At 36.7% G+C, this 11,757-nt stretch carries 11 protein-coding genes; 6 read left to right on the forward strand and 5 right to left on the reverse strand.

Translation table 11 applies throughout. The features are described from left to right. The first annotated feature begins 160 nt into the window (after positions 1-160). The 3 genes from ACM26V_RS19270 (at position 161) to ACM26V_RS19280 (ending at position 3,237) form a co-directional block, all read left to right on the forward strand. Positions 161-1,138 (forward strand): LLM class flavin-dependent oxidoreductase, encoded by a 978-nt coding sequence (locus tag ACM26V_RS19270; RefSeq protein WP_416148341.1) that lies wholly within the window; start codon positions 161-163, stop codon positions 1,136-1,138. Between the two features lie 180 nt (positions 1,139-1,318). Then, positions 1,319-1,927: a DUF421 domain-containing protein gene (locus tag ACM26V_RS19275; RefSeq protein WP_416148342.1), complete on the forward strand. Its 609-nt coding sequence runs from the start codon at positions 1,319-1,321 to the stop codon at positions 1,925-1,927. A gap of 11 nt (positions 1,928-1,938) precedes the next feature. Next, positions 1,939-3,237, forward strand: coding sequence for a chloride channel protein (locus ACM26V_RS19280; protein ID WP_416148343.1), 1,299 nt, complete (start codon positions 1,939-1,941; stop codon positions 3,235-3,237). 62 nt (positions 3,238-3,299) lie between these two features. Here ACM26V_RS19280 and ACM26V_RS19285 read toward each other — a convergent pair whose 3' ends face one another. Then, a complete protein-coding gene (locus tag ACM26V_RS19285; RefSeq protein ID WP_416148344.1) occupies positions 3,300-3,599 on the reverse strand; it encodes a hypothetical protein in 300 nt (99 codons plus the stop codon). Positions 3,600-4,056: 457 nt separating this feature from the next. Here ACM26V_RS19285 and ACM26V_RS19290 point away from each other — a divergent pair, with 457 nt between their 5' ends. Next, a complete protein-coding gene (locus ACM26V_RS19290; RefSeq protein WP_416148345.1) occupies positions 4,057-6,213 on the forward strand; it encodes a methyl-accepting chemotaxis protein in 2,157 nt (718 codons plus the stop codon). Between the two features lie 64 nt (positions 6,214-6,277). Here the strand turns inward: ACM26V_RS19290 and ACM26V_RS19295 are convergent, their stop codons facing one another. From ACM26V_RS19295 to ACM26V_RS19305, 3 genes are read right to left on the reverse strand one after another with little or no spacing between them, the layout of a single operon-like run. After that, positions 6,278-6,424 carry a hypothetical protein gene (locus ACM26V_RS19295; RefSeq protein ID WP_416148346.1) on the reverse strand — a complete coding sequence of 49 codons (147 nt, stop codon included), beginning with the start codon at positions 6,422-6,424 and terminating at the stop codon, positions 6,278-6,280. Positions 6,425-6,451: 27 nt separating this feature from the next. Next, on the reverse strand, positions 6,452-6,706 hold the full coding sequence (locus tag ACM26V_RS19300) for a hypothetical protein (protein ID WP_416148347.1): 255 nt from the start codon (positions 6,704-6,706) through the stop codon (positions 6,452-6,454). A gap of 32 nt (positions 6,707-6,738) precedes the next feature. Next, positions 6,739-7,932 carry a chromate transporter gene (locus ACM26V_RS19305; protein ID WP_416148348.1) on the reverse strand — a complete coding sequence of 398 codons (1,194 nt, stop codon included), beginning with the start codon at positions 7,930-7,932 and terminating at the stop codon, positions 6,739-6,741. Between the two features lie 220 nt (positions 7,933-8,152). On the opposite strand from ACM26V_RS19305, the gene ACM26V_RS19310 reads away from it, so the two are divergent. Then, a complete protein-coding gene (locus ACM26V_RS19310) occupies positions 8,153-9,274 on the forward strand; it encodes a cysteine desulfurase family protein (RefSeq protein WP_416148349.1) in 1,122 nt (373 codons plus the stop codon). A 155-nt stretch (positions 9,275-9,429) separates the two neighbouring features. Here ACM26V_RS19310 and ACM26V_RS19315 read toward each other — a convergent pair whose 3' ends face one another. Then, positions 9,430-10,764 carry a DUF2254 domain-containing protein gene (locus tag ACM26V_RS19315; RefSeq protein ID WP_416148350.1) on the reverse strand — a complete coding sequence of 445 codons (1,335 nt, stop codon included), beginning with the start codon at positions 10,762-10,764 and terminating at the stop codon, positions 9,430-9,432. A gap of 175 nt (positions 10,765-10,939) precedes the next feature. On the opposite strand from ACM26V_RS19315, the gene ACM26V_RS19320 reads away from it, so the two are divergent. Continuing rightward, complete coding sequence (locus ACM26V_RS19320) at positions 10,940-11,593, forward strand: pentapeptide repeat-containing protein (protein WP_416148351.1); 654 nt, start codon at positions 10,940-10,942, stop codon at positions 11,591-11,593. The last annotated feature ends 164 nt before the right edge of the window (positions 11,594-11,757 follow it).

The raw sequence follows: 11,757 nt of genomic DNA on the forward strand, positions 1-11,757 counted from the left end.
GAGACATTTTTAATAGATAGGGACTACTGAATAACTAACTCAGGTCTTTACAAGAGAGGTACTGTTATTTTATTGTATAATTATTAAATGGTTAGAGAGTTAAAATTTAATCAAACGTTTGTTTAATCCTTAATTTTCCAAAGAAAGGGAGAAGGATATAGTGAAGCTCAGCATATTAGACCTATCTCCTATTTCGTCGGACAAGACGTCTCAGGATGCACTGGAAGAATCGCTAAAGCTAGCTCAATTGGCTGAAAAGTTAAGATATACTCGCTTTTGGATGACAGAACATCATGATTTATCAGGTCTTGCATCGTCATCGCCAGAAGTGATATTGAGTTATATTGGTGCACAGACTAAGACAATAAGACTCGGTACTGGAGCTGTATTATTACCCTTTTATCAACCTTATAAAGTAGCGGAAGTGCATCATACGTTAGCATCGTTATTACCAGGGCGGGTTGATCTGGGGATTGGCAGAGCGCCTGGAGGATCAGCTGAAGCAACGAATGCGTTATCGGATCACTTTTTACAACAAGTTTTTAAGATGCCTGAATTAGTAAAGGAACTTCTTCAATTTATCGATCGTAAGAATCCTGTTTTGTCAGCAACTCCTGTCCCCGAAGTTCCTCCAACTCCATGGCTTCTTGGAACAAGTAAAAAAAGTGCGTTATTAGCAGCAGAAAATGGTTTGGCCTATGCGTTTGGGCAGTTTATGAGCGACAATAATGGTGTTGAAATTATTCAGCAGTATTTAGATGAATTTAAACCAAGAAGTTCGGAGGGAGTGCCTCAAGTGATTGTCACCGTTTCAGCCATTTGTGCGGACACGGATGAGAAGGCGGAAGAGATTGCTGTTAGTTCACTTATATGGTCGCTAAAAAAAGAAGTCGGAGTCGATATTGATGACATGTCATCGATCGAACAAGCAAAAAATTACGAATTCAATGAGTCCGAAAAAGAAAAAATTGAAACGATGAAGCGGAAAATGGTAATAGGAGGACCGGAAACTGTGAAACATCAGCTGAGTGAAATGAAAAAGAAGTACCAGGCTGATGAAATCATGATCATGACTTCTGCATTATCTTCTGAAGATCGGATGCGATCATATCAATTAATTGGGCAGAAAATGCTTTGAGAATACCTAAATAATTTTGAGGCGCTTGGACTGAGGTTCAAGCGTTATTTGTCGTTGTTAAAATAGTGTGTTCGATCTTGCTGTCGATAAAAAATCAATTATTTGATGGGGAAATGAATATTTAAATGGAAAAAATGGAAAATAAACTATGGCCTTAAAAATGAGGAGGGGGTTATACACATGGATTTAAATTTCATATGGAAGGCAATTGTGATTGTAATCGGTGGTGTCCTTATTTTAAGGCTTGCAGGGAGAAAATCAATTTCTCAATTAACGGTTGCTCAAACTGTCATGATGGTTGCTGTAGGTTCATTGATTATCCAGCCAGTTGGTGATAGGAACATTTGGATTACTCTTTTAATCACCTTATTACTAGTGTTATCACTCATTACTATTGAATTTATTGTTTTAAAATATGATGTACTTGAACGTTTTTTCTACGGTAAATCGATCATTGTTGTTGAAGGTGGTCAATTAAATGAAAGGAACTTAAAAAAACTAAGGTTAACTGTCGATATGCTTGAATTGAGGTTGAGGCAGGAAAGTATCGAAAACATTAAAGATTTACAGTGGGCAACGATAGAATCAAATGGAAAGTTAGGATATTTGTTGAAGCCGGAGAAAAAATACGCGACTAAAGAAGATATTCAGATTCTGATTTCAATGATTGAAGAGACTTTCTCTTTACCAACTAATCATAAAAAGGACTCTCAACAAACGCAAAATAATATTTTTACAGAAGTGAAAACAAGAACACACCTGTCCGAGCCACCAGATCATTTGAAATGAGGGAACTCAGTATGAATGGGAAGTATAGAGTATTTATTTCCACTCTTATGAGATGGATTATTTTTGGTGCTATTATTGGTGGAGTTGTTGGTTCTCTCACAACTTTGCTTCTAAATACGAATGATATACTTGGAGATGATATTCGATCGAACAATGATTGGTTAATTTATTTCCTCCCATTAGGGGGAATCGTCATAGGTTTTTTTTACAGGAATTATGGTAAGGACTCTGTAGGAAACGATTCTACAAAAGGTAATAACCTTATTATTGATGCGATAAATGGTAAAGCAAAAGTATTGAGAAGAATGGGGCCGATCGTATACATAGGAACGTTTATAACAATTTTATTTGGTGGGTCAACTGGGAGAGAAGGGGCAGCGATTCAAATGGGAGGGAGTGTCGCTGAAACAGTTAACAAGTACTTAAACGTAATTGTTATAGATAAAAATATTTTACTCATGAGTGGAATAAGTGCAGGATTTGGCGCTGCATTTGGTACTCCTATCACTGGAGCTATTTTTGGAATGGAAATGGTTGCACTTGGAAAATTAAAATATGAAGCAATAGTTGCTTGTTTTATTGCCAGTTTTAGCGCTCATTATGTTGCAACAGCAGCGTGGGGAATTGAACATGAATCATTTATTATTCAAACGGTGCCAATCATTTCAATTAACACGATCTCAAAAGTGATTATTGCTTCGATTCTATTCAGTTTGCTAAGTATTTTATATTGCCAATTAAGGCACGGTATTCAAAAATTGTCGGAAAAATATTTAAATAAAAACCATATGCTAAGAGCGTTTGTTGGAGGTGCAGTAATTGTTGTTTTAACTTTAATTGTAGGTTCTCAAAATTATAATGGAAGAGGATTAGACATACTCGAACAATCCTTTGAAGTTGGTGTTCCTCCCTTTGCTTTTTTAGCTAAGCTTGTGTTTACGGCAATCACTTTAGGCTCAGGATTCGTTGGTGGTGAAGCAATTCCATTATTTTTCATGGGGGCGACCTTAGGAAATACATTGTCTGCGACTTTATTTGATTTGCCAATGTCTTTTTTGGCGGCAATAGGTATGATTGCTGTTTTTTGTGGAGGTGCTAATACGCCAATAGCTGCTTTTCTATTAGCAATTGAAATGTTTGATGGGAAAGGGGTTGAATTCTTTTTTGTTGCTTGCTTAATTAGTTATATTTTTTCAGGACAACACGGATTATGGCCTTCACAACAGATTTATGAACCAAAGAGTAGATTACATGACGTTGTTAATGGGGAAACAATTGCTAAAATTGAAACAAGAAAACCCCTAAAGTAAGTGATGAGGGGCTAAATTAATATTTCAGTTTTGCCTCTAATTTCTAATATACGGCGAAAGAGTTAGGAGGGCCTTATCGGAGCATCTTTATAAGGATCTTCTGTAGTTTTATCTTTGTCATCATGAGTTTGATGAGCTCCTGGGTGTTGTCTGGGTAAATTTTGGTGCAGGTTTCGGTTCTCATAAGTGAAATTACTATAATATTGTTGGGCAGCTGACCATGGTGAACTTTTATTTTCTACCGGTTCTTTCGTCCGTCTTGGTGAACCATACGTCCCGTCTGGAAATTCTTCATGTGTTAAAAAATTTCTTCCTGTTTCAACTGTCGAAAAATCCGCATAGTTTTGATTTTTTTTACTCATATTTGCACCACCTTTATTAGTTTTTACATTTGGCCAATTTTTAAGCTGATAAGTATATTATGGAACAGTTTGTTTCATTTTATTTACCGAAAAAAGATATTTGGTTCGATTGACTTTTAATTTATTGCTGAATTTTCCAATATATTCATAGAAAAGAGAAAGGTAGTTGAATCTCAACTGCCATTGTTTTTTTTGTTAGGTAAGAATTAAAGGAATTATAATTATGCGCTTACAATGGGGAAAAATTACAAAAATTCAGGATGTATGTCTTTATTATCATTTAATTAACTTAATTTAACATAATGAGCTATAATTCGACAATAAATGTGCTATTATAGGTTAGTGAAATAGTGCGTAATATCCTGATATAGAATGGAATCAAATAATCATATTAGGTGTATTGACCTATAAGGATATTACACGATAATAAATTAGTGAACGAGGGGGAAGATGAAACATGAAATCAATTAAAATAAGAATGATCTTATTTTTTGCGGGACTTATTTTATTAACTGCGATTGGGATAGGTGGATTAGCGGTCTTAACTAGTACAAACTCATTAAAATCTGAAGCAGAGGCTGGTATTACAAGCGCTGCGGTAGAAGCTTCGAATTTAATTGCAACGACTTTAGAGCGAGACACTTACTATATAGAGGGAATGGCACAGAATAGTATCATTACGGATGATACACCTTTAAATGATAAAATTCAATTTTTTGAGCAAGAGGCAGAAAGAGCAGGGTATGATTCGTTTGCGTACGCAGATGCTAGTGGAGAGTCAGTGACATTTGATTCGGATGCTACGGTGTTGGATGTTAATGATCGAATGTACTTTCAAGAAGCAATGAATGGAAATACAGCTATTTCGGACGTAATGACAAGTGCACAAAGTGGTGAGATTATTGTAATTTATGCAGCACCAGTTAGAGAGGCTGGAGAGATAACTGGGGTATTTTACGGAAGGAAAAATATCGAAGACTTTAACCAAGTTGTTGACAATATTGACTTCGAAGGACATGAATCATCACGTGGATTCGTTATTAACAGAGACGGAGTTTTTCAAGCACATCATGAACTCGCTCTTGTAGAAATGCAATTAAATATAAGATTATTGGGGACACCAGAAGAAGATGATGAAGTTGCTCCAGAGATGGAAACAGAAGTGGAGAGCGGTGATCTTGAGACGGAAGAAGGAGAAGAAGTTGCTCCAGAGATGGAAATAGAAGTGGAGAACGGTGGTCCTGAGACAGAAGGAGAAGGGGAAGATCAATCTATAGACGAGTTAATTGCACTTTTTGATGAGTCAATCCAACATGGAGGGACTGGTTTTGGAGAACATACTTTCGCGGGCGAAAATAATTTAGTAGGTTTCTCTGAGATTGAGAATACTAATTGGATTTTTGTGATGGAAGTTGAAGAAAGAGAAGTACTTTCAGTCTTAAATCAATTGACAGGATCATTGATTCTTGTATCTGTAGTCTTCATTATCATTGGAGTTGTCGTAACCTACTTCGTAAGCCGATCGATTAGCAAACCATTAGTTGCAGTGACCGAGGAAATTGATCGATTAGCAAACTACGACCTGTCTAAAGATGATACGGGGAAGCTCGATAAGTATACAAACAGAAAAGATGAAATCGGAATAATGACCAGGGCATTAACAACAATGCGAGTTAACCTCGTTCAACTTATTCAGTCAACCGGAGATATGTCTCAACAAGTTTCAGCTTCTTCTCAGCAATTGACTGCTACAAGCCAACAATCAGCCAAAGCTGCTGATGAAGTTGCAAGCGCGGTCGACGATATTGCAGCGGGCGCTAGTGATCAAGCGAGAGATACCGAAAAAGGAGCAGAACAAATTCAAGAGTTAAGTGACTTAATCGAAAAGGAACAGGAATATGTTACTTCGTTTAAGACGTCGACAGAAAATGTGGACGAGCTAAAGAATGAAGGGTTGAAAAGCTTACTTGAACTAGTAGAGAAAACTGAAACAAATACTAGATCGATTAAAGAGATCAAAGAAATGATCATTACAACGAATACTAGTGCTGAGAAAATATCTTCAGCTAGCCAAATGATTAAAAGTATTTCTGAACAAACGAATCTCTTGGCCCTTAATGCAGCGATTGAAGCTGCAAGAGCTGGGGAAGCAGGGAAAGGCTTTGCGGTTGTAGCCGATGAAGTACGTAAACTAGCCGAACAATCACACGAATTCACAGAAGAAATTGTCTCAATTATTGAAGAATTAACAAATAAGACACAAGATTCCGTTAAAACAATGGATTTGGTGGATGGAAATACTAATTCTCAGTTGAAAAGTTTACAATTGACAAATAGCCAATTTGAAGGAATTGCGACAGCTATTGAAAGCATGAAAGAATCGATGGATAAAATTACGAATTCAGGCATAAGCATGGAGGAGAAAAAAGGTGAGATTGTTAACCTAATAAACAATCTTTCTGCAATATCTGAAGAGAATGCTGCAAGTACAGAAGAAGCTTCAGCTTCCGTTGAAGAGCAATCAGCATCAGTCATGGAAGTCTCGAATGCTAGTGAAGACTTGGCGAAATTAGCTGAATCAATGCAAGAGAACATAGCTAAATTTAAAATGTAGGATGAAATGCAAAATACAGAAAAAGGTGCAGATTTATATCTGTACCTTTTTTGTCTCCCAAGATTTAATATGATATTTTTGAATATAATTTCTCTAAATCCTTTTTAAACTCTTCATGAACATTTACTTCTGGTCTTACGTTTTGAACAGCTTTTTCTGCTTCTGGTATCGTATTAGCTAATCCGAGCTCGAGTAATACGCCAATAGCCACACTACCTGTGCGACTTTTCCCACCTTTTCAGTGTAGAATAATTTGGTTCCCTTGTTGGTAAGCGTCAACGACAGCGGAGATTGCTTGAGAGAGAAGAATGGATTGATTTGGTTTTCCGTCTTGTAAAGGAACGTGAATCCACGATGCGTTATTAACAATACTTTCTGTTGCTTCAGCGCGAACATCTACAATCGTTTTTACCTGATTCTCCTGAGTTACTTGTTTGACTTCTGATGCACCGCATAAGAAGATTCCATTTAATAATTGTGATACATTATTCATCCTTTTTCCTCCTTACAGTCATCAATCATGTACTAGATTAAGTTTAATAAAAATCCACCGATTGCGCCAGCCAGAACGACCATCCAAGGCGGTAGTTTCCAATAAGCGATCATTGTAAATAAGAAGGCAGCAAAGGCAAAGTCTGTTGCCGTTAAGATTGAACTCGTCCAAATCGGATGGTAAAGAGCAGCGATTAAGATACCGATAACAGCAGCATTGACGCCCATTAATGCTGCTCTTGTATTGGAATTGCTTCGTAAGGCATTCCAAAAAGGCAATGCACCTAAAACAAGTAAAAATGCAGGTAAAAAAATTGCAGCTGTAGCTAACAATCCACCTTGCCACCCATTAATAACAGCACCAATATAAGCTCCGAATGTAAATAAAGGCCCTGGTACAGCTTGTGCAGCGGCATAACCAGCAAGAAATTCCTCTTGCGTTAACCATCCACTTGGAACAAATTCGCGTTCTAGTAACGGAAGGACAACATGACCACCTCCAAAAACAAGAGATCCTGAGCGGTAAAAGCTATCAAACATCGCTATCCAATTTACAGAAGTTAATTCTCTTAGGATAGGTAGAGTAACAAGTAATCCGAAGAATAGCGACAAAGAAATAATTGCTGCCTTTTTCGAAATTGGAAACCAATATCCAGCGGTGGTCTCTTTCATTGTCTCGTGTTTATACAAAATAAATCCTACAATACCAGCTAAAAGTATCACTCCTACTTGAGTAAACGCCGTTTGCCACAGCAGTGTTATCACAACAGCAAAAAGAGCAATCGTTTTGCGCTTAACGTCAGGGGTCAAATTTTTGGCCATACCCAAAATTGCATGCGCAACAACGGCAACAGCGACAATTTTCAAGCCATAAATCCATCCTGCTTCACTTACACCGAAATTTGATAAAAGCATCGCGAAAATAATTAGAGCGAGAACTGAAGGAAGTGTGAATCCGATAAATGAGACAACTCCACCAATAATTCCTGCGCGCATGATACCAATTCCTATACCAACTTGACTACTAGCTGGACCAGGTAAAAACTGACATAAAGCTACTAAATCAGCATAGCTTTGTTCATCTAACCATTTTCTTCTAAGGACATATTCATTGTGGAAATAACCGAGGTGTGCAACTGGACCACCAAAGGAAGTCAATCCAAGTCTGGTTGAAATGAACAAAATTTCCCACAAAGATGTAAGGTTAAACTTACTTTGATCAATCATTTAATCACCTACCCTAATAATTGTTTCTTACTGATATGTACATGGTTGAACATACCAAAAGAAATAACCATTAACAACGGTTTTATAATAATTTTACAAAAATAAAATTATTGACGAAGGGTACTATTAAAACTTTGAATTCTTTTGTTGACGAGAATAATCGTATAATATGGATAGATAGAGGCTGATAATCTAGATTAATAAGGAGGAGCTGAATCTTTTGAAACAGCAAATTTACTTGGACTTCAACGCAAGCACGCCAATTGCACCAGAGGTTCGAGAGACAATGATGCCATATATAGACGGACATTACGGGAATCCGTCCGCGCTTCATTTTGCAGGGGTGGAAGAAAAGAGAGCCGTAGAATATGCAAGGAATCAAGTAGCTTCACTACTAGGAGCTGCATCTAATGAAATCATATTTACTAGTGGTGGGAGCGAGTCGAATAATCAGGTACTAAAAGGAGTTGTAGAACGGTATAATCACAAAGGAAATCATATCATCACAACAAAAATTGAGCATCCAGCGATTTTAAACCCGTGTAAATATTTAGAAAGACAGGGCGTGGAGGTTACCTATGTGGGCGTCGATCGATACGGTAAAGTTAATCCAATTGATATAGAAAAGGAGATTAAAAGCAATACCATTCTCATCTCAGTCATGCATTCAAATAATGAAGTTGGCACACTTCAACCAATTGCAGAGATTGGACAAATTGCCCGCAATCACGATGTTCTTTTTCATACGGATGCGTCGCAATCAACAGGTAAGGTTCCATTAAATGTTCAAGAATTAAAAGTAGACTTCCTGACAATTGCAGGGCATAAAGTTTACGCCCCAAAAGGTGTAGGAGCCTTATATATGAGAGATGGCTTAGAAATAGAATCTCTCATTCATGGTGCAGGACATGAAAATGGTAGACGGGCAGGGACAGAAAATGTTCTCCTGAACGTTGGTTTAGGTCAAGCATGTAAACTAGCTGAAAATTTATGTGATGTCGAGGAAATTCAAGCATTACGAGACGACTTGTGGGAACAATTACAACAAGTTTTTGGAAATGAGATTTCATTAAACGGTCATCCGAAGGAACGGTTACCGAATACATTAAGTGTTAATTTCATTAACCATATCGGTCAGGATGTATTAGCGAAATTACCAGAAATTGCAGCGTCGACTGGTTCAGCTTGCCACTCAGGTGAAGTGACGTTATCCTCCGTTTTGAGAGCAATGGAAGTTAAGGAATCAGAAGGAAAAGGTGCCATTCGGTTTAGTTTAGGAAGAACGACAACAAAACAGGAAATTGATGAAACGGTTGTGTTACTTCGAATGATATTGAAATAAGGTTATCTAAAAGCAACCAAAATAACAATTGGAGTGGACAAAAGTGTCTATAACAAAAAATTCGAGGCTCGCTTTGACGCGCCTCGAAAAAGCAGCTTTACGAAAGAAAAAGGTAAAAATTGGTGATGATTATATGTTGAGGGAGAATTGAAAGTCTAGAGAAATGGCTTGAAATCATGGCTATGGCCAGTTGCCTTCGCAAGAGAAACAAAATGTTCATTAAGGAAGTTTCGATCTAAAGACAGGAGCGTTTCTTGACTAACCCCTTCAATTATATACTCGGACAATTCCCAAATGATCTCTTTAATTCTTGTTGAATTACTCGTAGCTATTGATGTTAAAGCTTTAATAACAGCTAATAAAACAGAAATGTTGCTGAAGCTACTATTAATTATCTGATAAAAACTTCTAAATAAGTAATAGTGGTAATCAGGACTATCCCAAATAACTCGCAAATTTCGATTTTTATCATTATGATAAGATTGAGGCAAGTATTTCCCTCCTAGTCTACTTAATATTCTCCCTAAATTATCGATACAATTAATCGCTGTGTACGGGTCATTTACTCCAGTTGATAAAGAGCGAAGAGCAATTTCGACTAATTTAGTCAAGTCAAACTCAATATCTTCTACTGGAGCTTTGTTTTTACCGATAGATACATAATGTTTATAATCTCGTTTAGAGTGAGGGTTATTAAATTTCCAGATAGAAAGAAGCGCGGTATCTGGACTAACGTAATCACCTATTTCTCTTTCAATGCGTATAATAGAGTCATCTTTTGTAGCTTGTTTAATAAGACCTTGTATGTCTATATATTTAATGTAGCCGGTTTTAGGTGAATAAATAACGTGAGACGGACTATTTTTGATCTCTTCTGATTCCCAGTCTTCCCAGGGAGCATCCTCATGCACATCATTTTCATTTTTAAGTTGCTGTTCTATTTTTTGGATTGCGCCTAAACTGATATTGTGAATGAGGTTACTTACTTGAATCCAACTTAATGTGTGATGAATAAAAAATACAAATACGATAACACAAATAATTGCTAAAAATACAGCCAAGGATGGTACAAAGAATTCTGTAAATGGACCGGACTCCCTTAAGAGCAACAATAATAATATTGAATAGATAAATCCACCGACAAATACTCCCAAAACTCTTTGAGTACTAGGATTGGTAATGAAGTTTTGTAACGTTCTTGGGGAAAATTCGGATAGAAATGTTGTTAAAACAACAAGAGTCATAGAAAAAGTAATCGTTGTCATCGTAAGTAAAGAAGCAGAGATTGAGCTTAAAATTGTACGTGATAAATCAATATCTACAAAAAGAACTGCAGGAATCATCTCATAGATTTGAGGATGACTCATGATATAGGCATCTATTTTAAGGCTGAGTAATGATAAAATGACTGCAATAAAAGCATAAAAAAGCGGAATGGTCCAAAAACTAGAACGAATTCGCGAAAGGAAAGTTGCGTTAGACATAGTCATGATAACCTCGCTAACATAAGTAGAGATTTTCAATAGTATTTGCGTATATTATGAATTTATTCAGCAAGGATCTCTCTAGGTTCAACATTCTTTTTCAAATAAACAGCCTGCGTATCAAATCATGCTATAATTTAGAAACAGCAACTACTGATCCTCTAAACAAGGAGTTTTGTTTATGGCTAAAAAACAAGAGTTTAAAATAGAAAAACCTCGTGTCAAATCGGGGTTACCAAGTATAGAACTTTCTGAAGTGTTTAACGATGAAGATGAGTACGCATCAGGTGAAGTGATTGATCAATATATTGAATCGCAATCAGCAGATAAGGTTCGCTTTGACCAAGTCATTTTTACGCAAGTATCTTTTGAAAATGTGAACTTTCACAATATTGAGCTTACCGATGTGATTTTTGATAAATGTAACCTATCTAATGCGGATTTCAGTGATGCAATTATTCACCGAGTTGAAGTGAATAAATCAAAGCTAACGGGAGCAAACCTTTCAGGTTCTACGCTAAGAAATGTAAGATTTAGTGACTGTGTGGCCAACTATAGTGCATTTGGTTTCTCGGATTTCAAGCAAGTGCAATTTAGTGATACTTCACTTATTCAAACGGACTTAAACGAATCGACATTTAAAAACGTCGTTTTTAAGAATTGTCCGATTGATGGAGGGAACTTTGCTGAAACGAGTTTAAATGGAATTGACCTAAGTAGTTGTACGTTTGACAGCCTAGTTGTTTCCTTGGATAAACTAACGGGGTGCACTGTGACTCCAGAACAAGCGGTAGGATTATCAAAAATATTAGGATTGATTGTGAAGGACGATTGATTGTATTTTAATGCTATGTGAAGAGGGTTCCTTTAATGGAATCAAGGCCATCGAGAAAAGTATATTTTAAAAAATACATAAATGCTATTTATGAAAGTCAGGCGCCTTCATATGGCCCATGACTGGTTTGTCTATGGATCGCTTGTATTAAGTTTCGGGTTCTT

The organism is Salipaludibacillus sp. HK11 (genome assembly GCF_047795645.1).
Lineage (GTDB): Bacteria > Bacillota > Bacilli > Bacillales > Salisediminibacteriaceae > Salipaludibacillus.

Excerpts from the sequence above, each read along its gene's own strand:
- ACM26V_RS19275 (WP_416148342.1), top strand. The coding sequence starts at position 1,319 with ATGGATTTAAATTTCATATGGAAGGCAATTGTGATTGTAATCGGTGGT.
- ACM26V_RS19280 (WP_416148343.1), top strand. The coding sequence starts at position 1,939 with ATGAATGGGAAGTATAGAGTATTTATTTCCACTCTTATGAGATGGATT.
- ACM26V_RS19285 (WP_416148344.1), bottom strand. The coding sequence starts at position 3,599 with ATGAGTAAAAAAAATCAAAACTATGCGGATTTTTCGACAGTTGAAACA.
- ACM26V_RS19290 (WP_416148345.1), top strand. The coding sequence starts at position 4,057 with ATGAAATCAATTAAAATAAGAATGATCTTATTTTTTGCGGGACTTATT.
- ACM26V_RS19300 (WP_416148347.1), bottom strand. The coding sequence starts at position 6,706 with ATGAATAATGTATCACAATTATTAAATGGAATCTTCTTATGCGGTGCA.
- ACM26V_RS19305 (WP_416148348.1), bottom strand. The coding sequence starts at position 7,932 with ATGATTGATCAAAGTAAGTTTAACCTTACATCTTTGTGGGAAATTTTG.
- ACM26V_RS19315 (WP_416148350.1), bottom strand. The coding sequence starts at position 10,764 with ATGACTATGTCTAACGCAACTTTCCTTTCGCGAATTCGTTCTAGTTTT.
- ACM26V_RS19320 (WP_416148351.1), top strand. The coding sequence starts at position 10,940 with ATGGCTAAAAAACAAGAGTTTAAAATAGAAAAACCTCGTGTCAAATCG.